18 protein-coding genes are annotated in these 21,418 nt (G+C 47.7%); 4 read left to right on the top strand and 14 right to left on the bottom strand.

Annotation, left to right across the window (positions count from 1 at the left end; genetic code table 11):
• Positions 1-32: 32 nt before the first annotated feature.
• The 11 genes from pstA to EKM89_RS09425 form a co-directional block, all read right to left on the bottom strand.
• Positions 33-917, bottom strand: a complete 885-nt coding sequence (gene pstA, locus EKM89_RS09475) for a phosphate ABC transporter permease PstA (RefSeq protein WP_125687978.1) — start codon at positions 915-917, stop codon at positions 33-35.
• A complete protein-coding gene (gene pstC / locus EKM89_RS09470; RefSeq protein WP_125687977.1) occupies positions 917-1,852 on the bottom strand; it encodes a phosphate ABC transporter permease subunit PstC in 936 nt (311 codons plus the stop codon). The genes pstA and pstC overlap by 1 nt, the downstream gene beginning before the upstream one ends.
• Entirely contained in the window at positions 1,853-2,734 is an 882-nt protein-coding gene (locus EKM89_RS09465; protein ID WP_125687975.1) for a phosphate ABC transporter substrate-binding protein, read from the bottom strand.
• Positions 2,735-3,255: 521 nt separating this feature from the next.
• A complete protein-coding gene (locus tag EKM89_RS09460) occupies positions 3,256-4,620 on the bottom strand; it encodes a sensor histidine kinase (protein WP_125687973.1) in 1,365 nt (454 codons plus the stop codon).
• The gene (locus tag EKM89_RS09455; RefSeq protein ID WP_125687971.1) at positions 4,617-5,324 is read right to left on the bottom strand and encodes a response regulator transcription factor; all 708 of its coding nucleotides are present in this window, start codon (positions 5,322-5,324) and stop codon (positions 4,617-4,619) included. The genes EKM89_RS09460 and EKM89_RS09455 overlap by 4 nt, the downstream gene beginning before the upstream one ends.
• A gap of 4 nt (positions 5,325-5,328) precedes the next feature.
• Positions 5,329-6,483: a PDZ domain-containing protein gene (locus EKM89_RS09450; protein WP_125687970.1), complete on the bottom strand. Its 1,155-nt coding sequence runs from the start codon at positions 6,481-6,483 to the stop codon at positions 5,329-5,331.
• A gap of 115 nt (positions 6,484-6,598) precedes the next feature.
• Positions 6,599-7,715 (bottom strand): peptide chain release factor 2 gene (gene prfB, locus EKM89_RS09445; protein WP_125687968.1). Its coding sequence is split into 2 segments (ribosomal slippage): positions 6,599-7,642 and positions 7,644-7,715, totalling 1,116 coding nucleotides; the frame shifts between segments, so codons are not numbered across the junction.
• Between the two features lie 290 nt (positions 7,716-8,005).
• Positions 8,006-10,369, bottom strand: a complete 2,364-nt coding sequence (gene secA, locus EKM89_RS09440) for a preprotein translocase subunit SecA (protein WP_125687965.1) — start codon at positions 10,367-10,369, stop codon at positions 8,006-8,008.
• Between the two features lie 756 nt (positions 10,370-11,125).
• Positions 11,126-11,680 carry a ribosome hibernation-promoting factor, HPF/YfiA family gene (hpf, locus tag EKM89_RS09435; RefSeq protein WP_125687963.1) on the bottom strand — a complete coding sequence of 185 codons (555 nt, stop codon included), beginning with the start codon at positions 11,678-11,680 and terminating at the stop codon, positions 11,126-11,128.
• A gap of 140 nt (positions 11,681-11,820) precedes the next feature.
• Positions 11,821-12,456, bottom strand: a complete 636-nt coding sequence (locus tag EKM89_RS09430; protein WP_225421863.1) for a ComF family protein — start codon at positions 12,454-12,456, stop codon at positions 11,821-11,823.
• A gap of 38 nt (positions 12,457-12,494) precedes the next feature.
• The gene (locus EKM89_RS09425; protein ID WP_125687959.1) at positions 12,495-13,811 is read right to left on the bottom strand and encodes a DEAD/DEAH box helicase; all 1,317 of its coding nucleotides are present in this window, start codon (positions 13,809-13,811) and stop codon (positions 12,495-12,497) included.
• A 67-nt stretch (positions 13,812-13,878) separates the two neighbouring features.
• On the opposite strand from EKM89_RS09425, the gene EKM89_RS09420 reads away from it, so the two are divergent.
• Positions 13,879-14,538: a YigZ family protein gene (locus tag EKM89_RS09420; protein ID WP_125687957.1), complete on the top strand. Its 660-nt coding sequence runs from the start codon at positions 13,879-13,881 to the stop codon at positions 14,536-14,538.
• Positions 14,539-14,855: 317 nt separating this feature from the next.
• Here EKM89_RS09420 and EKM89_RS09415 read toward each other — a convergent pair whose 3' ends face one another.
• Positions 14,856-15,950: a glycosyltransferase family 4 protein gene (locus tag EKM89_RS09415; RefSeq protein WP_125687955.1), complete on the bottom strand. Its 1,095-nt coding sequence runs from the start codon at positions 15,948-15,950 to the stop codon at positions 14,856-14,858.
• A 409-nt stretch (positions 15,951-16,359) separates the two neighbouring features.
• Between EKM89_RS09415 and EKM89_RS09410 the strand changes: the two genes are divergently transcribed.
• Both EKM89_RS09410 and lrgB read left to right on the top strand, forming a co-directional pair.
• On the top strand, positions 16,360-16,800 hold the full coding sequence (locus EKM89_RS09410) for a CidA/LrgA family protein (RefSeq protein WP_382333226.1): 441 nt from the start codon (positions 16,360-16,362) through the stop codon (positions 16,798-16,800).
• Between the two features lie 45 nt (positions 16,801-16,845).
• Positions 16,846-17,655, top strand: a complete 810-nt coding sequence (lrgB, locus tag EKM89_RS09405) for an antiholin-like protein LrgB (RefSeq protein WP_125687953.1) — start codon at positions 16,846-16,848, stop codon at positions 17,653-17,655.
• 342 nt (positions 17,656-17,997) lie between these two features.
• Here lrgB and EKM89_RS09400 read toward each other — a convergent pair whose 3' ends face one another.
• Entirely contained in the window at positions 17,998-19,833 is a 1,836-nt protein-coding gene (locus EKM89_RS09400) for an APC family permease (RefSeq protein ID WP_125687951.1), read from the bottom strand.
• Between the two features lie 537 nt (positions 19,834-20,370).
• Between EKM89_RS09400 and EKM89_RS14365 the strand changes: the two genes are divergently transcribed.
• Positions 20,371-21,246 carry a CatB-related O-acetyltransferase gene (locus EKM89_RS14365; protein ID WP_125687949.1) on the top strand — a complete coding sequence of 292 codons (876 nt, stop codon included), beginning with the start codon at positions 20,371-20,373 and terminating at the stop codon, positions 21,244-21,246.
• 82 nt (positions 21,247-21,328) lie between these two features.
• Here the strand turns inward: EKM89_RS14365 and EKM89_RS09390 are convergent.
• The coding region (locus EKM89_RS09390) for an IS3 family transposase (RefSeq protein WP_164510537.1) at positions 21,329-21,418 on the bottom strand (90 nt) is incomplete at its 5' end.

The following is a 21,418-nucleotide window of genomic DNA, read 5'->3' as shown; positions in this document are numbered from 1 at the left end:
ACATCGTTATTGATAAACATAGCACCCCTCCTTTACGCCGACGTTAGGCGTTTATATAGTCGTTTACCCACATAACGAGCAGTAAAGTTAAATAGTAAAATGGCAATAATCAGGACCGCAGAGGACCCAGAAGAAATGGCCTTAGCATCCGGCATGATACCTTCAGAATTGATTTTCCAAATGTGAACCGCCAATGTTTCCGCTGGGCGCATCGGGTTCAACGGGCTGGAGATATTAAACGGATTCCAGTCCGCAAAATTCAACGCTGGTGCACTCTGGCCAGCCGTATAGATCAAGGCTGCGGCTTCCCCGAAGACCCGGCCGGCGCTCAAAATGACCCCGGTTAAGATACTTGGAACGGCTGCCGGTAAAATGACCCGCGTGACCGTTTCCCAACGTGATAAGCCTAATGCCAGGCCCCCTTCACGCTGTTCAAGGTTGATTGTGCGTAGCGAGTCTTCAATGCTGCGCGTCAATAAGGGGAGGTTGAAAAAGGTCAACGCAAATGCCCCAGACAGAATGGAAAAGCCTAATCGTAACTTGACCACAAAGAACAGGAACCCGAATAACCCAACAACCACGGAAGGCAACGAACTAAGAATTTCAATCGCCGTTCGAATCGTCGTGGTGACCCAGTTATCTCGCGCATATTCGTACAAATAAATGGCCGCGCCCAATGCAATCGGAAAGGAAATCGCCATTGCCAAAATCAACAAGTAAAACGAGTTGAAGAGTTGAACGCCGACACCGCCACCTTTGAGAAAGGCTTTAGCCGGGGCTGTTAAAAAATGCCAGCTAAGTTGAGGTACCCCACTCGCAAGAATATAGCCAAGCAATGCGAGTAAGATAAGGACGACTAACCCAGCAATGCCGTATAGCGCGCCAATGGCAATTTTATTTTGTCTTTTAGAATTCATTACTGTAGGCGCCCCTTTCGACCAATCAACCGGATAATCAAGTTAAAGACCAGTGACATCAACAGTAAGACCAATGCCAATGACCAGAGCGCGTTATTTTGCAACGATCCCATCACAGTGTTCCCGATACCCGTAGTCAGGACGGATGTTAACGTTGAAGATGGTGACACCAGACTATTTGGCATTAAGGCGGCGTTCCCAATCACCATTTGAACGGCTAATGCCTCACCAAACGCCCGGGCCATACCGAAAACGACCGCCGTCATTAAGCCCGGTGTCGCTGCTCGAAGCACCACTTTGTAAATCGTTTGCCACTGAGTCGCTCCCAAGGCCAATGAGGCTTCACGGTAGTAACGTGGTACGGACTTCAAGGCATCCGCACTCATCGAAGTGACCGTGGGTAAAATCATCACGAACAGCACACAGGTTCCGGATAGAATCCCAAACCCACTGCCGCCAAAGATAGCACGCGTAGTAGGAACCACCACTGAGAGCCCGATAAACCCATAAACCACGGACGGAATCCCAACTAAGAGTTCCGTCACGGGTTGAAGGATTTTCGCTCCCTTGTTCGGTGAGATTTCATTCATGAAGACCGCCGTCCCAATCGCAAATGGCGTTGCCACAATGGCCGACAGGATGGTAATTAGAAAGGACCCCACAATCATGGGTAACGCCCCAACCTCCGGCTTACCATTGGCATCAGTAATGTTAGGATTCCAACTTTTTCCGGTCAAGAAATCCCATAAGTTCACGTGGTTACTGGTAAACGTGGCGATTCCCTTTGAGGCCACAAAACCAATAATGGCGACAACAACGGCCACGATTAAGAGTAGGGCCGTCAAACTGACAGTCCGCCCCCAGATTTCTAATTTAGCAGCCTTAGAATGACGCTTTAATTGTTGTTCAAGTTGCTGCGTGGTCTTGGTCTTCATCTAGGCGCCTCCCAATACGGTAATTTTACCAGCTGCATCCCGTTCGACCATCATTTGGCTGGGAGATAGATAACCCAACTGCCGGACTAACGTTTTTTGGACTGCTGGTGATTCAACGTACGCAATAAATTTCTTAGTTAAGCCTGTTGGTTGGCCTTTCGTGTACAAATGCTCGTATGACCAAATTTTCCAACGGTTCGTGGTCACATTGTCCTCGGTTGGCGACACGTTGTCTAGAGAAAGGTCCTGTACCGTTTTATCCACGTAGGAAAACGCCACGTAGCTAATTGCTCCCGGTGTCGTGGCAACGATGGAGCGGACCATCCCAGAGGAATCCTGTTCTTGCGCCGTCTTGGAACGATGCTTGGCAAGACCAAATTGTTCAAAGGTCGCCCGGGTACCACTTCCCTGAGCACGGTTGATCAAAACAACTGGCAGGTCTGCACCACCCACCTGTTTCCAGTTGGTGACCTTACCCGTGAATACCCGAATCAATTGGGCCGTTGATAAATTTGTCACCCCGACCTTACGGTTAACGATTGGGGTAATTCCCACGACTGCAACCCGGTGATCAACTAAATCAGCAGCATGAATGCCTTTTTGCTCACTAGCAAATAAGTCGGAGTTACCGATTTGTACGGCACCCTCTTGAATTTGGCTGAGGCCCGTTCCGGTTCCCCCACCCTGGACGTTGATAAACGTTCCCAGATGCTCTCCGGTATACTGTTCCCCAGCTGCTTCAACTAAGGGTTGTAACGCCGTTGAACCAACCGCTGTGATTGATTCGCCAGCATGACTGACCTGCCGTGTCTGGTAGGCATACACGCCCAGTACCACCACAATCAGCAAGCCTAGACCTTGCCACCAGCGTTTCTTCGACATACCGCTAACCTCCTAATGGTCGCGCGTCACGCCCGACCTTTTCAAAAGTTAGTATAGCGAACGAATGTAAACATCACGTAGACGTATTGTAAAGGTTGTGTAAATATAACCCGATACAGACAATTTAATCGTTAAATATATGCTGAGAGGCGGCCATTGTGATCACTGAACAAAATGTGACTACCGGAATTTCTACTTGCTGGCCGGTAAGGCGATGGTTGGACAACGTTGCCTAATTTTAGACCCAGTATCCGGTTATAATAAGTGTTTTGGGACTTTCAACCTTCAGTTCTATGCAAAAAAAGGCTCTGAGCATCAGCTGCTCAGACCCTTCACGACAAATTTAAAAATAAGGTTTTCCAATCATAATTAGCGGGGACAAAGCGGCTAAAGCCATTCTCTTGAGCTTACTACCAAGCTGATAGAACTTCTCGTTCAGTTCATATTACCTCTCGGTAGAGGGAAAACACGTCCCCTGACAGCCACAGCGCAATCATTGTCCCTCAGGCTAGTGTCTTCACTTAACTTTCTGGAAAGTCCTTTGGAAAGGTCATGGTGACCCGTGTTCCCACGTCTAGCGTGCTTTGCAGGTCAATCTTGCCGTTAAGTGACTGGACGAGCTCCCGGACAATAGCCAAACCTAAGCCACTTCCGCTCACCAATTGATTGGAGTGCGAAATTTCCGCGCGGTAAAAGCGTTCGAAGACCCTCATTTGGTCCTGCGGCGAGATTCCCACGCCCGTATCCGCAATGGTCAGTGACCATTCACGACCCATTTTCCGAGTCGTCAGAGTCACACTGCCCTGTGGTCGATTGTATTTAATAGCGTTACTCAAGACATTCTTCAATACCTGATCAAATTTCCGTTGGTCAGTCACGGCCATCAGATCTGCAGGTACCTGGTTATCCAAAGTCACCTGGTTAACGGACGCTAGTGGTGTCAGCAAGTGAACCTGGTTCGCAATCACTTGCCCCACCGGAACCTCACTGACCTCAACTGAATTACCCGACTCGATGTGTGAAATTGTCAGCACATCATTGATCAGTTCAACAAGTCGTTCACTCTGCTGATCAATGATTTCCAAAAACTCAACCAACTTTTCTGGATCATTTTTGGCACCGCCTAACAGGGTCTTCGCAAAACCAGAAATGGCCGTCACCGGTGTCTTCAACTCGTGTGAAGCGTTGGACACAAAGTCCATCTGCATCTGCTCGACCGCGTAGACCTCAGTCACGTCATAGAGTAAGACCAGCACTTGAAAGTAATCCTGAGAGGTCGCCGTATAAATGGCTCGTGCGTCGACCGTTCGCTCGTTAGGCGCGCCCGGCAACTTCAACGTGTGGTGTTGTGTCTGCCGTTCATTTAACGCCGAGTTGATCAGACTAGCCAACTCGAATTGCCGGACATCCTGCGTAAATGGATGGCGACGCGGTGAGATGCGATGTTGTAAGAACTGTTCCATTGCTGGATTTGCTAATTCCACTTTACGATAGCGATCGATTACCATGACGCCAATCGGTAAGTAGTCCAGTAACGTCGCAAATTCTTGGTTTTGCCCGGCTATTTGCCGTTGAACTTTACGTTGATGGGTCTGAAGGTAATTGATCTGTAGCGCCAGCTGGTAAAATGGATCATGTGGCGATAACAAGACATGTGCTGGCGTTTCTTCATGACGAATGCCCTCAACCTTTTTGGTTAAAATGCTAATGCGTTGATCTGCCCAGTGAAAGAGCAAACTGACACCGGCCACCTCGACCAGCGCCCACGACCATGCGATAAGGGTCGCCAAGCCCAAATGTTGCGGCCGGACGACCCACACAAGCACCGTATTACTCAACCCAATTACGGTCCAGGCAACCGCCACGCGTCTGAGTGCCGCAATCATGGTTGGCCCTCAAACGTGTAGCCAAAGCCCCGCACCGTTTTCAATAATACCGGATGTTTCGGATCCAGTTCAATTTTTTCTCGTAAATGGGACACATGAATATCCACCATACGGGTCTGACCACTGTAATCGAATCCCCAGACACCCTCCAGCAACTGTTCACGACTCCATACCTTTCCAGGCCGTTTAGCAAAAAAGAGCAACAGCTCAAATTCCTTAGGCGTTAAATCAATTGACTGATTGCCACGCTTTACTTGGAACTTGTCCTGATCGATCGTCAAATCGGCCACCTGTAAGCGATGATCCATCTTAGCCGCCATACTCGTCGGCCCATCATCGTCATGGTATCGTCGCATCACGGCCTTCATCCGCGCAATGACCTCTCGCGGACTGAATGGCTTCGTGATGTAGTCATCCGCACCAAGCTCAAGTCCAAAAACTGTATCAAACTCACTCGTTTTCGCAGTAATCATAATAATTGGCGTACTGATTTTCTCCTGGCGCAGCCTTTTTGTCACTTCAACGCCATCCATTTTGGGCAACATTAAATCTAATAAAATAACGTCGAATTTCTCATGCAGGGCTAGATTCAGTGCCTGCTCACCATCGATTGCCGTCACAACTTGATAATCCGCTTGTTCCAGATTGTACTGCAGTAAGGTGACGATGGCCGGTTCATCGTCGACGACTAGGACTCTACTCATAGGTTTACCCCTCCTGATCTCTGAATAGAACGATACCAATCTCGTGTGGTGCCCCAGAATAAATGGCGGTTTCGGTGACTTTCAACTCACCAACCATGTTCCGCACCCGCAAATGACAATACGTGGGATTGGTCAATAAGGCTTCATAGAAGGCCGTTTCACTATTCACAGATTGATGATTGCACTCTAAAATAATATCACCAGCGTTCAAATCTAATTTAACTGCTGGCGTCCGGGGCCGAATCCCCAAAACACGAACCCCGTCATCTACCTGAGAATACCAGAATTGTTGCCGATCATCATAACGTTTTGCTCGCCAAAGGATAAACCCATAACCAACTAACAGGACGATTAATCCGACCGATAAAATTTCTGGTTGGGCCGTTGACCAGCCTAAGAAGGCCATGGCAATCACGGCTAACCAAATCATCCGCTTACCCAACCGTTGGTAAACTTCGTGTGGCACTTGCCGAAAGACCGTAAATCGCAGTCCCACAAGTAATGGAATCACCAACACGGCAAAGGATTGCCCCTGAATGTGAAAGACGGGCCAAAATGCCAAGTGGCTGGTAAACCAGTCTCCAGGAACTAACGTCACCATCGGCAAGACTAAGAATTCTCGCCACGGATAGCCCGCGATCCGTTTGCCGCGTTGTTTTGCATAAATTTTAGGACTAACGAACCGGCCACCGTAATTGGCCAGCCAATGACCCAACAGAAGGAAGAACATCGCTGCTAACCAGAAATAGTTTTGAACCGGGACACTCCCCCAATGGAGCCCCACCGCCGTTAAATCCGGCTTATCCGTTATGTAAGAACCGCCTAGAACCGTAATCAATGTCGTGACCACAATCAAGAGCACAGGTAACACGGTGGTTGGAATTAAGAGAAGCGTCGCAAACGCTAATGCCTCATAAACCATGATCCACAGCAAGGGTAGGCTAAACCCCATCACCAAGTTGATCACGGATAGACCTAATCCCAAAACAATTCCTTGTGTCAGTAAATGCCGTAATTCAAAATGGTCGCTAAAGACCGCACTACCAAAATCATGTCGTTCTCCTTTAATTCGAGAACGACTGGTTAGCCAGATTCGCAAAATAGCTAGCCAAACTAATGGTTGTAGTAAGAAACTACCACAAGCAATAAAAGTCCGCATGTCATCGACACCTTTCCTGAAAAGATAGTTATCCCCAGTATAGCATGAAACAAAAAAGGGCAACACGACATTCGTGTTACCCTTGCAATCATTTGACTGTTAAACCGGTCACTTTTTAATCTGGATTCTTTTGACTGAGTTGCCATTGCAAGTAAGCATCGATAAAGGGATCAAGATCCCCATCCATCACAGCTTGCCCATTCCCAGTTTCATAGTTTGTTCGGTGATCCTTAACCATTGTGTAGGGATGGAAAACATAGGAGCGAATCTGTGAGCCCCAACCAATGTCCATCTGGTCACCCTCGAGTTTAGCCTTTTCAGCGGCCTTCTTTTCCTCTTCACGTTCGTATAACTTCGCCCGCAACATCGCCATGGCCGTCTGTCGGTTTTGAAGTTGCGACCGTTGTGCTTGACTTTGCGTCACAATACCAGTTGGTAAGTGGGTGATCCGAACAGCCGAAGATGTCTTGTTAACATGTTGGCCACCGGCACCAGATGCCCGATAAACGTCCACCTTTAAATCTGCTGGATTGATCTCAACATCAACGGAATCGTCCAGTTCGGGTAAGACGTCGACCGATGCAAATGACGTGTGGCGTCGTCCAGCCGAATCAAATGGTGAAATTCGAACCAACCGGTGAACCCCTTTTTCCGAGCGCAAATACCCGTACGCATTATGCCCGGCAATCAGTAACGTTGCACTACTTAGCCCAGCAACATCGCCAGGTTGATAGTCCAATACGGTAACTTTAAAATCGTGCTGTTCGGCCCAGCGCGTGTACATTCGCATCAGCATATCACCCCAGTCTTGGGATTCCGTGCCCCCAGCACCGGGATGAATTTCTAAGATAGCGTTGTTATGATCATACCGCTGATTCAGCAACATATTCAGACTATACTGACGTAAAGCCGACTGGACCGTCGCAAAGTTTTGCTCAAATTCTGCTTGCATGTCTGCATCAGGTTCCTCTTGTAGCAACTCAACGGCAACTTCAAGATCGTCGACCTGGTCAGCGAGGTGTTGAAATTCATCCACCTTTTTTTTCATTTCGTTAGTTTCATCAATTAACTTCTGTGCCGTCTGCGCGTTGTCCCAAAAATCCGGCTGGGCCATTTGTGCTTCGTTAACACTGATGCTTTCGTTCAGTGCATCAAAGTCAAAGCGACCCCCTAAAGCCGGTTAGTTGTTCACGCATGGTCGCAATTTCACGTTTCGCATCACTTAATTCCATGTTGTTTGGCTCCTTTTAAGTTATTTTATCATTTACGTCTAGTTTAGTTGGCCACGCTGCGGCGATGACTGAGCTCTTCCGCAGCAGAGCCTACATGTCAACCCGCATGAGTATTCAGCTAGGCCCATACACTTCTACAAAACCATTTGCTAATCATGACAATTAGCAAACCAAGGCTCACGTCACGACTAGCTTCAGCACCCCACGTACAATTTTTCGACAGTCTGCCACGGTTAGCCGCTTAAGCAAAAACGAGGCTGGAATTATCTCCCGCCTCGTCCACTCACCCATTAACGGGTAATGTTTTGTCGAATTTCAGACTTCATGAACAACCGCGTGGTGTCATAGTCGATGTCAGAAATCATTTCTTCAAACATCCGGAACCCATCCTGTTGATATTCAACCAGTGGGTTCAATTGACCATAGCCCCGCAACCCAATGGATTGACGTAATTGGTCCATGGTATCGATATGATCGGTCCAGTGTGAGTCCACGACCCGCAGGAGCACAACCTTTTCGAATTCCAACATTTGTGCTGGATCGTAGAGTTGTTTTTGCTTCTCTTCGTAGACGTTAGTTGCCAAATCCATGAAGTAAGCCTTAATCTCATCGCCACTCTTATCCTTCAGGTCACTCAGACTAATTTTGTCTGGTGAAACCATTGCGGAAATCCCAAAGTCGAGTAACGTATCCAAATCCCAATCGGCCTGATCGCCCTGTGTGTGTAAGTTAACCACTCGGTCGACGGTCCGTTTGATCATTGGCATTAAGACCCACTTCAAAGACTTGTCTTGGTTAATGATTTGATTACGTTCGCCATAGATAACGTCCCGTTGTTGACGCATAACGTCATCGTATTGCAGCACGTTTTTCCGAGAATCGTAGTTGTTCCCTTCAACCCGCTTTTGGGCAGATTCCACTTGCTTCGTAATCATTCGACTACGGATAACGGCATCTTCACCGTCAACGTTCATCCGTTCCAAGAAAGCTTTAACACGGTCGGAACCGAATCGCCGCATCAAATCATCTTCCAGGGAAAGGTAGAACTGCGTCATACCAGGATCCCCTTGACGACCGGAACGTCCACGAAGTTGGTTATCAATCCGCCGTGATTCGTGACGTTCAGTCCCGATAACGGCTAATCCGCCAATCTCAACCACGCCGGGTCCCAATTTAATATCAGTCCCCCGCCCAGCCATGTTGGTGGCAATGGTAACAGCGCCCCGTTGACCAGCGTTTTGAATGATATCGGCTTCCTTCGCATGGTTCTTGGCGTTCAAGACTACGTGCGGAATCTTTTCATCATCCAAACGTTGCGATAGGTATTCAGAGGTTTCCACGGCAACGGTCCCGATTAACATCGGTTGGCCCTTTTCGTGTAACATCTTAATTTCCTTAACAACGGCATTAAACTTGGATTCCAGAGTCGGGTACAACAGGTCAGGTTCATCGACCCGGACAACCGGTTTGTTGGTTGGCACGGAGATAACTTCCATGTTGTAAATTTCTCGGAATTCTTCGGCTTCGGTCTTCGCCGTCCCAGTCATCCCGGCTAACTTAGCATACATCCGGAATAAGTTTTGGTAGGTGATGTTGGCCATCGTCTTCGTTTCTTCTTGAATCTCAACGCCTTCCTTGGCTTCAATGGCTTGGTGCAAACCGTCGGAGTACCGACGACCATCCATAACCCGTCCAGTAAAGGAATCAACGATCAAGACTTCACCATCTTGAACCACATAATCTTTATCACGCAGCATAATGAAGTTTGCGCGCAACGCTTGATCCATATGGTGGGTCAAAGCCGTGTTGTCGGTGTCATACAAGTTCTTCAAATTGAAGTACTTTTCGGCCTTTTCAATCCCAGTATCGGTCAAAGCAACCGTCTTGGATTCCAAGTCGATCTTAAAATCTTCTTTTTCATGTAAAGTCTTTGCGAACCGGTCCACCCGTTGGTAGAGGGCGCTCGTTCCTTCAGACTGACCAGAAATGATCAGTGGCGTCCGGGCCTCATCAATTAAGATGGAGTCCACTTCATCGACAATCGCGAAGTTCAGGGGACGTTGAACCATGTCTTCTTTGTACACAACCATGTTGTCACGCAGGTAATCGAACCCGATTTCCCCGTTAGTTGAGTACGTGATATCGGCTTGGTAAGCTTCCCGCTTTTCTTCAGGAGACTTAGCAGCCGAATTCAAGCCAACTGTCAGGCCCATCCAATTGTAAAGCTCACCCATTTCAGTGGCGTCACGTGCGGACAAGTATTCGTTGACCGTAACCACGTGCACCCCTTCGCCGGAGAGGGCATTCAAATAAACCGGCATCGTTGCGGTCAAGGTTTTCCCTTCACCAGTCTTCATTTCGGCAATGTTACCTTCATGAAGCACAATTCCCCCCATGATTTGAACATGGAATGGATAGAGGCCGAGAACCCGCTTAGCGCCTTCACGAATAGCGGCGAAAGCTTCTGGCAATAAATCGTCCAGGGTTTCGCCGTCTTGATAACGTTGCTTAAATTCTGGCGTTTTAGCCTTCAGGTCTTCATCTGAAAGTTGTCCGTATTCATCAGCGTAAGCGCCAACTTCATCCGCTAATTTACTGAGGCGTCGTAAAGTTCTTCGATCACTTTCGACCCATCGTTTCAAAATATTTGCCATGTGAGAATTCCCTTCAGTACATTTAATAAGTCTATTTAAAGTTACCCATTTATTTGCGATAAATCAACCTACATTTTACCACTATCCAGGTTAAGATGAAACTTTTACCCGCGGTTCGGTCATTTTAAAGCGTTTTCTAGTTCTAAAAGTAATCCGCCTGTAACCTGACACACGGACACCTAATCTCGCGCCGCCATATTTATTTTAAATGGCAAAATTTGAATCCGCCACTTTCAGGCCCCGTGCCAGACGTTAAACCATCATTTCGGGTGAATCGTTGTTAAGTTAACTTAACAGACGTGATTCGTCATTATACCATACCTACGCAACGATTAGAAAATTATCGCAACTACTATCAGGATGACTTAATGGTTAATCGGTTCAGGATTGAATTTATTTTCTAAACACGGGATACCAAGCCTGTTAGATTGACCAACTTGAGACATAACGGCCCAACAATCCGATGTGTCTTACCTTGGGGGTAAAATTGACATGCCCAATCGATCAAGGATGTCCCTGGCCGTGGGACGTTTGCATCGTTAGTCGGTCTAGAAACGTACGATTTTGGCGGCTGTCAGACCGAGCCAGAAGCCCGTCCTTTGGCTGGAGACGTTCCCATTTTCCATCCCTGACAGCCGGTGTGCCCCCCCGACAGTTCTCACTGTCACAAGAGGGACGCGACCATTCTAGCTTTCAAACCTGTGGCCAAACTAAAAAGCACCACGGCATCGCAGTGCTTTATTAGCTTAATTAACATTAGTCTTCGTTGGCTTCAATCAAACCATACCGACCGTCATTCCGGCGATAGACGATACTGATACCGTTAGTCTCAGAATCTTCGTAGATAAAGAAGTCATGACCTAACATGTCCATTTGCAGAACGGCCTCTTCGTTATCCATTGGTTTTAATGAAACCCGCTTAGTCCGGACAACCTCTAATTCGCTACCTTCACTCGACTCTGGTTCCGCTGATTCAGGTGCGAAGTCGAGATTTTTGTAACCCTTCTCCCGTGACTTACGGTTGACCTTAGTCTTGTACTTGCGAATTTGACGCTCCAGCTTGTCCGTAACTAAGTCAACACTTGCATATAAGTCTGGAGAGGTTTCCTCTGCCCGTAATGTCAAGTATGGGAGTGGGATTGTTACTTCAACCTTCGACGTCTTGTTTTGGTAGACCTTCAGGTTGATATGCGCAATTGCCTCAACTTTGTTGTCGAAATATTTCTCCAACTTGCTGATACGCTTTTCAACGTAATCCCGTATTGCGTCAGTAACTTCGATGTTTTCACCACGAATATTAAATGTGAGCATAAAACTTCTCTCCCTTCAACCAAGAAATTGCTTGGCTTGCTTAGCATTAGAAGGACCACTCTTCTAATATGCTTTGCTTACTAATATTATAATAGAAAGCCCTGTCATAAACAATTATTCTACGTGATTTTAAACGGTTCTTAACGCGCTAAAGTCAGGCTAGTAACCGCTTTCGCACCTCCTAAATAAATTTGGGCAGTTGCATGGCGGAGGGTTCGTCCGGTCGTATAGACATCATCGAGGAGTAAAACACGTTTGTTTTTTAAAACTGTTGCGGCATTAGGGGCTAAGGAAAAAGGCTGTTGTGTGCGCAATCGCTGTTGCCGGGTCTTCGCCGATTGCGGTTGGTCCTTATGATCAATCGTCACCAGTAATGCCTGATGAAACGGTTGATTCTGCAACCACCCGGTCACTTGGTTGAACCCGCGCGTTTGCCACGTCTCCTGGTTTACCGGGATTGGTACCAGCACATCGTAAGTTTGCTGTGCCAACGCTTGTCTCAGCGGTTCCCTCATAACCTGCCGCAATGCATAGTCTCCCTGAAACTTGTACTGCTGCATATAGGCCTTCATGGCGTCATTGTAGGTATACACGGCATGATTCCGCAAGTTCTGTTCCCCCCACCGCTCACAATCATGGCACACCGTCATATTCGTTTGCTGCCGGCCACACTGGGGACAGTGCATCTCGGTAATCCGCTCAAACTGTTGCTCGCAACGCTGACACACGACCGGCACGGGCAGCGGTTGCCACCGCCAAAATTGAGTCAGAGTCATTTGTGGATGAAGCACCTGGTGACACAGTAAACAGTGGGTCATTTGTATCGCCCCCCTAACCGTTTTCCTTGTCGGTTCAATTGACTAATCATCCCCTGCGCTAGTCGAATCCGGCGACTTTGACTATGACAATAGACCGTCACCTCACCCGTAGGAAAGTTTTGATGCCGACCGACCCGACCGGCAATCTGGACCAGCGCGGCCGTCGAGAAGACTGGATCATCCCCGCCCAAGACAACCACAGCAATATCCGGGAAGGTCACACCGCGCTCCAGGATCGTTGTTGTGATCAAGAATGGAATCGTATGGTCACGCATTGCTTGAACCTTCGCTGCCCGGTCATTATCGCCGGCATGAACGGTCATCCCCCCTGTCACCCCGGCCTGTTGTAAAGCCTGGGCAATTGGCTTCAAATCGACCACGTGCGGGACAAACAACAAGAAGCGTTGACCGCGTTGCTGGTAAGCTTGCAGTTGACGAACTAATTTTGCGGCCAACTTTCCTTTAGCTAAGCGTTCCCGCCACCGCCAAATCAGGCACACCGCAATCTGCGGCAACAAAACGCCATGATAACGCAGTGGCAAGTAAGTCACCGCCAATTTCTTTTGGTGAACCTGCCGTTGCATCTGCTCTCCCGGTGTCGCAGTCAGATAAAGATGACTGCCCGTGGGCTTTTGCGCCGTCATAATTGCTGTTTGCAACAACGGACTGGTTGCCAGCGGGAAGGCGTCGACCTCGTCCACAATTATCCAGTCAAATGCCGCGTGAAATCGTAGTAACTGGTGCGTCGTGCAGAGTGTCAACTGACAGTACCGATACGGTGTCGTCTGTTTGCCATGTCGTAGCGTCTGTGGCACATGATGAAATGCTGCTTGTAAGCGTGGTGCTAACTCCAGGCAAACATCGACACGGGGTGAGACCCAAGCCACCCGCCAATTCTGCGCCAACGCCCACGCTAGTGCCGGATATACAATCTCCGTTTTTCCTGCACCAGTAACCGCCCAAAGTAACTGATCTCGCTTTCGTCGGGTCAGATTCAGAATAGCGGTTGCTGCCGTTCCTTGCATAGGGCTTAGCTTGCCGGGCCAGGTCAAAATGGGCACTCCCACTGGATCAAACCGATTCGGTTCGGGAATAGTGTATAATTTATCCTGAGATGTTAAACGGCCCAGCTGTAAACATTGCCGACAATACCACGCTTGATTGGGCAGCTGGTCCGTCGGTAAAAGCCACTGATGACACCGTTGGCACTGTCGCCGCTGGCCATTCAGTACAATGGCTGGCCGCGAGCTGCTGTTGGCTGGACCCCTTGTTAATGGGAGCTGGCGACCAAATAGATTCTGTTCATCACTCATTTCACGTCCCCCTATACAGCTTAACTCCGTAAAAACTAACGAAAATTTTGTGGGAAAGGTGTTTTTTATGGAAACAGATTATCTTACTATTCAGCAAACCGGTAACCACGCACTGGAAATCAAAAAATCCCGTTTTATTGCCGACCTTGGCCGTGTTACAACTGAAGATGAGGCCAAAGCCTTTATCGCCACCGTTACTGCACGAGAACCCAAGGCTAATCACCACTGCTGGGCGTACGTTCTAGGCGAGCACGATGAAATTCAACGAGAAAGTGACAACGGTGAACCTTCGGGTACGGCCGGCGTTCCCATTTTGACCGTTCTCCAGCGTAATCAACTGCACAACACGATTGCCGTCGTGACGCGCTATTTTGGCGGCATCAAGTTAGGGGCCGGCGGGCTGATTCGGGCATACAGCAACGCAACCTCGACAGGAATCGAAACGGTCGGCGTCGTCAAACGCGTGCGACAGCGGGCCCTTGAACTGACTGTTGACTACGCCAACTACGACAAGCTCACCCACTACCTCACGGAAAATGAAATCAGCGTGCTGGACACTTCCTACGCCACGGTCGTAGTCGTCACAATCGCGGTGGATCTCGACGCCGTGGACGACACGCAGCAAGCCATCGTTGATTTGTTAAGCAACCAGCTAACTGTAAAATCCGGCAACATCGACTACCATGAGGTTCCCGTCGAGATTCATGCCAGCACCCGTGAAGATTAGGTTTAATTTCTCACAGCAAGCGGAATCCCTGGCGGTCAGAGTGCGGCTGTTTTCACTAATTAGCCGTGATAATTTCTACTGTCGCAAGCGTAACGTAAACATTTTGACTTTCACCTTAGTTTGTACCAAAAAAGAGTCTGGGATGCCCCCAGGCTCTTTTAGTATCGCCAAATCTATATTGCTGAAACGGGCAACAACAGCTAGCCTACCCCGCTTAAAACTGATACCCCAACCATCCAAACCCAGAATCGTTCGACCATCAATCTTAAGACTCAGTAGCAAACCGTTTTTCGTTTCCCTCTCTTTCATTAGCTAATTTAATCTGAATTCTTCGATGTTAATTTTTTGACAATGTGGTTGATCCAATGGAGCAGTGGCTGGCGGTCCGATCCGACTAACCCGATAGCTTCAACGAAGAGTTCAAGACCAATCAGGATAGCAATCGTCAGGAGAACCGAACCCCAAATCGTGGACAACGGATATAACAGTGAAATGAACGAAAAGATCAACGCGATGCCATAAATGACCAGTACCGTTTGCCGGTGAGTCAAGCCTAACTGCATTAACCGATGATGCAAATGGTGCTTGTCGGCGTGGGAAATCGGCTGTTTATTTAGAATCCGCCGAATCATAGCGTAGACGGTATCCGTGATTGGCACTCCTAAGATGATGACAGGAATGATAACGGAAATGAACGTAACATTCTTCAAACCATACAGTGAGAAACAGGCAATCATAAACCCAATGAATTGCGCCCCAGTATCTCCCAAATAGATTCGTGCTGGAAAAAAGTTATAGGGTAAGAAACCAACCATTGCGGCAACCAACGCAAAAATCATGATGGCGACCCAAGTATTGGCAACGTTTAAGAAAAACAATCCAGTAATCCCAGTCGTGGTCAGGGCAATGATCGACACCCCTGTTGCCAAACCATCCAACCCATCAATCAGGTTAATGGCATTGACGATAGCAACGATCCACAGCAATGTGATCGGCAACGATAGCCAACCAAAGTGCCAGACGCCAAAGAATGGTAGCGTCAAATAACGCATGCGAACTCCCGCCACAAAGTAAACTTCTAGGGCCGCTAGTAATTGCCCTAAAACTTTTTGTCTAGGTTTCAATTCAAAAATATCATCGATCATCCCTTCAGCCACGATGATACATTCGCCGCCAAACAGTCCCCACAGCTGTTGTGTCGGCATTTGATCTCTTAAAAGGAACATGGTTGAAAATGTAAAGGCAATGAAGATGGCTAGGCCACCAATAGTCGGCATAGGTATTTTATTGACCCGCCGCTGATTAGGTTTATCCACCGCACCAATTTGAAACGCAAAGCGGCGCACAAACGGGGTTAGGACTGCGGAGATAATCATGGTAGCAAACAAGCTAACAATAATCTCAAATTTCATTAAAGAGTCCTCTTTCTTTTCTATTGGTTCTTTTGCTAATTATACAAATCTCCTAATTCAAACACAACCGCGATTTAATTTTTGATTTAAAACTTAATTGTTAGTTCATTGACCTTTTCAAGTTCACAAAGTCGGCCTGGTTAACATTGTGAATTAAAAGTTATTTCTAACCTTTAAAGCAACCGCTTTCAGCACCTTTTCAGATTAGTTTACGTGCACAATCATACATGCAAATGCCCAAATATAGGAGATTTAACTTGTGCAAATCAACTAAAAGCCATATAATCATATTGTGCTATTGAGAAGGGTTTCACATTTATTTTTGCACCTGCTATCTATCCCGATTCCTTGTGAAATTTTTCTAGTTGATGGTCACTCAGCGCTTGTTTTTTGAAAGGAGATTTTTCTATTGGCTGCTAATGATAAGGTTAATAAAGCAGAAACAGCTAAAGAAGAACCAGCGTCACCAATCCTAATTCAAATGGGAATTTTCGCTGCGATTCTGTTTGTTTCAAGCTTGATTTCGCCGTTGTTCCCTGCTAGTTTCCCAGTACCGACGCCCGTTATCGGTCTGATTCTATTGTATGTTTTACTCGCAACGCACATCGTTAAGCTACGGAACGTCGAAAAGTTCGGTGACTTCATGATCAGCTTGATTGCCTTCTTGTTCGTTCCATCTGGGATCCAGTTGGCAGCAAGTTTGGATATCTTAAAGGCTCAAGGGGTTCAAATCGTTATCGTTGTGCTGATTGCAACGATCGTCTTACTGGTTGTCGTGGCTTACACGACTGCTGGCTTCATCTGGATCCGAAAGAACGTCTTCCATCGAGACGTCAACATCGACGATTAGATTCGCGCAACTGCGCGCTACTTTCACAGAAAAGGATGAAAATTTATGATTATTCTAACTGAAACCACCCCCCATATGGCAGTTTGGGGCAAATGGCTTGGTGATGCTTTAGGCACCAACGCCGCTGGGGCTTCTGCCGGTAACGCTTTGTTTGGTATCTTTCTTTCACTGCTGGTTTACTTGATCGGTCAATGGCTGTTTAAGATTGGAAAGGGCTTCTTCTTATTTCAACCCCTCTTCGTTGGGATGGTCTTGGGAATCTTCATTCTCTATCTCATGGCTAAGGCCTTCGGCACGGACACTGCGACCTTCTACAAATCAGCTTATCTGCCCGGAGGAAATATTATCTTCTGGTTCTTGAACCCAGCAACGATTGCGTTTGCTATTCCACTATATCGTCGGAACGATGTGGTTAAAAAGTTCTGGCTGGAAATCGTACTGTCGTTAATCGTTGGTTTGTTCGTTTCCCTCTTCGTCATCTACTTTGCCGCTAAACTGATTGGTTTGGACAAAGTCGGAATTGCCTCCATGTTACCACAGGCTGCCACAACCGCGATAGCCATGCCAATTGCCACGGCTATCGGTGGGAACTCCGCCGTTACTGCTATGGCCTGCATCCTGAATGCCGTTATTATCTACGCATTGGGTGACTGGCTGGTTAAGTTCTTCCGAATCAACCACGATCCCGTCGGAGCCGGACTTGGTCTAGGGACTGCCGGGCACACGGTTGGTTCTGCTAAGGCCGTTCAACTTGGATCGATTCAAGGATCCATGGCCTCCATTGCCGTCGTCGTGATCTCCATCGTTGTCGACATTGTGGTGCCTTCATTCGCGAAATTAATGGGTCTCATGTAAGTTAACTACTGGCCTTCAGCTTTGTGGCTCGGCCAGCCGCGAACATAGCTTCAGATCACTTACAGGCTTTACCACATAATTGACTACTTTAAGGACCACATTCGCTTGGAATGTGGTCCTTTTTATTCGTATCTGGGGTCGTATCAAGAACGTATGGCTTGATTAAAACAACCACGCTCCGTCGCAGATTATGCGCCACAAATACAGGTTAAACCGCCTCCTACAGCAAGCGCCATATTGATTCTGGCCGCTATAGTGTGACACCTATCCATCACTCTGTCCTATTTATCCCTGAACGAAATCAAAAAGCCCCCTCGTCAACCGACAAGGAGGCTTGTGCAACTACTCTTTCAAATGATAATTATAAGTCGAAACAATGATGTTTTCCCGTGAGTTCAGGATGGTCCGTAAGCGTAACGCCGTTTGGTTATGCAGAACATTTTGCCAAGGATGCCGTGGCACGAATTGCGGCACTAAGACGGTCGTCGTGAAGTTCCGTTCTACCGCACGCTTCGCAATAACGTCACAGAACCGCAACGTCGGTGTCGCAATTGAGCGGTAAGATGAGTGAATATCCACGAACCGAATGTCCGGAAATTCCTCTTTGAACTCTTGCGCCGTCTTATGCTCCTTCTCTGGATTTTCATCGAAGGACACATGCATCGCAATAACGTAATCCCCAATGGACCGCGCATAGTTGATGGCACCGGATGTCACTCGCGTAATGTTGCTGACCAGGACGATAACCGTTGCGCCGTCATACTCGTGGATGTCCGCCCGTTCCTTTTCCGCTACCCGCAGCTGCTTGGCTACGTTATGGTAGTGACCATTGATCCGGTAAAACAGCAACAGAATCAATGGCATGATGATCAGGTATGGCCAAACGTTACCAAAGTGTTGCCACAGTAAGACAACGACCAACACCAGTGAAATCAGGGCTCCTAAAAAGTTGATCAGCGACTTACCGATCCACCAACCTTCACGAGTTCTGAACCAGTGAATAATCATTCCCGATTGGGACAGCGTAAATGGCACGAAAACCCCAATCGCATATAGTGGAATTAAGAGTGTCGTTTGACCATGGAAGATAATGATCAACACGATGGCCCCAACGGCTAACGAAATGATACCGTTGGAGTACCCTAATCGGTCCCCCCGGTCAAGGTACGCGTGTGGCAGGAATTTATCCTTCGCCAAGTTGTACGCCAAGATTGGAAAGGCTGAAAATCCCGTGTTCGCAGCCACCGCCAAAATCATCGCCGTCGACAGTTGGAAAATATAATACATAATGCCGTGGCCGAAGACGCCCGTTCCAATTTGGGACAGTACAGTTTGACTACTCTGTGGCCGAATTCCCATGTAGTAACTCAAGAACGTAATCCCAGCGAAGAAGACTGCCAGGATACCAGCCATAATGGCCAGCGTTGCCGCAGCATTGTGCCGCTTTGGTTCCTTGAAGTTTGGCACCGCATTACTGATGGCTTCGACCCCAGTTAGTGAAGATGAACCAGACGAGAACGCCCGGAGAAACAGGACCAGCGTCATCCCCTGTACGGGACCGCCTAAAGGTGCTGCAGCGTGATACGTAATCTGTCCGCTCATGATGTTATACAAACCAATACCAATCATCACGACCATGATGCCGATAAACAGATAGACCGGTACCGTCAGAAATGCCGCTGATTCGCGCATCCCCCGCAGGTTCAAGAGCATAATACCAATAACGATGACGACAGACACCAAAACCGAGTACGGATACAACGCTGGAATCGCCGACGTGATTGCTTCGGTCCCAGATGTCGTTGATACCGCCACGGTCAGCATGTAATCAACCAGTAGAGAGCCCCCAGCGACTAATCCAGCCGATTGGCCCCAATTGGTGCTGGCCACCACGTAGGCGCCCCCACCTGAAGGATAGGCGTGGATGATCTGCTGGTAAGAAAGCGTGATCGCAAATAACAGAATTAAGACCAGCGCGGCTACCCACAATTGATACAACAGGGCAGCGGCGGATAAGGTGATTAAGACTGTGGTAATTTGCTCAGTACCATAAGCCACGGAAGATAGCGCGTCAGATGAAAGTAAGGCTAATGCCTTAAACTTCGTGATTGCTTGACCGCCTTCGTCCATGGTCTTGAGGGGCTTCCCAATTAAAACCCGCTTTAAATAATGCCACATGACTAGTTACTCCTTATCTCCATAAATAATGAAGACGGGTCGAGGCCCGCCGTGAAAGTTGCTTGATTTAATTCAAGTTTAAGTGCAGACGTAATTCTACTACAACTAGTTAAACATTACCACAATTACAGCAGTTAGCAACCGTGAAATTGGAAACGCTGAACTTCCCCATTATCCGGCAAAGGCCGGGCTAAATAAAGCCTTGATTTTCAAATAGTTCTGTTGCTACCCTAGCCAATTAGTATTGGCTACGTTTTCTTTACTGACTGGTCACTCTCATACTCACAATAACTTATGTGACGCGCCGGAAAAATCTTCTCATTTTAAATCGTTTTCCTGTCACTAAAACTGCGAACCAGATCAATGGTACCCTCCTCTGACGCTACTGCTTCTAGTCGACTAGAACTCAGCCTTAATTACTGCTAAAACACGGCCGATGATCGTCTCTCAAAAAGATTAAATGACAACATCTAATATCAAGTAGGTGATTTATACCGTTGATGTATAGTATGATATAGGAAAAAGAGGAGTGAAAATATGTCTACTACCATCAACGGGGTTACCTTCCTCCAGGATAATTTAGTGGCAACCCCTTCACACCGTAACCGTTTATTGACCTTTAATAAAAATTTTGATGACTTACTAACAGCTCGTCATATTTACACGTTAGCCCGAAAAAAAGCTGACAACCGAATTCCATTTGGCTCACTCGTTCGAGCCCCACTCAACCTCCAAATGGAAGCTTACAGTATGTTTTTAGTCGGTCATCAGTTCTTTAGCATGGGGGCCTTTAGCTCCTCTAATAGTTCCTTGCCCGTTAACAGTATCGTTGGGCGCTACTCATCTATTGCCAGCAATGTTAGCCGCATGCAGGGGAGTCACCCGACCAATCGCTTTACCACGTCCATGTTGACTTACGATTCTCGGGTCAGTGCTTTCAATGACTACCTTAAGATCACTGACAATACCTTTGAGCGCGTCGCTAACCCCATTCCCAACGGTGGCCCTATCGTGATTGGTAACGACGTTTGGATCGGCCAGGACGTTCGTTTTGCGCCCACGGGCATTACTGTCGGGGATGGTGCCATTATTGCTGGTGGCGCGCTAGTCACCAAGGACGTCCCCCCCTACGCGGTCGTTGGTGGCGTTCCAGCACACATTATCAAGTTTCGCTTCCCCAGTGACGTCGTTGAAAAATTAATGGCCCTCCAGTGGTGGCAGTATGGCTTTGGCGATTTCCATGGTGTCGCGCCCGATGACGACATCGAAACTTTTATTGATAAAGTTGGCAACTTGATTGCTGCTGGCAATCTTAAGCCGTTTAATCCGGGAAGTACCAATTTTGACATGCTGGTCAAGGCTAGCAAACTAAAGGAAGGCACCGATTCCAACACGGATTCCGGCCCTGTCTAAAGAGGTAACAAAGAAGCCAACCGGTATTTTTACCAGTTGGGCGCGGCTCCTTGTCAAGTAGACAGCTAAATAATTAAAATCATTATGCAGTATTTTTAACGGCATGATTCCGGTATTCTACTGGGGTCATGCCGTTTAGTGTTGGTTGGCGTCGCGAATTATTATACCAATC

Source organism: Levilactobacillus fujinensis (genome assembly GCF_003946335.1).
Taxonomy (GTDB): domain Bacteria; phylum Bacillota; class Bacilli; order Lactobacillales; family Lactobacillaceae; genus Levilactobacillus; species Levilactobacillus fujinensis.
Note: the sequence above shows the minus strand (reverse complement) of the source record. Positions and strands in the feature narration are given on the sequence as shown.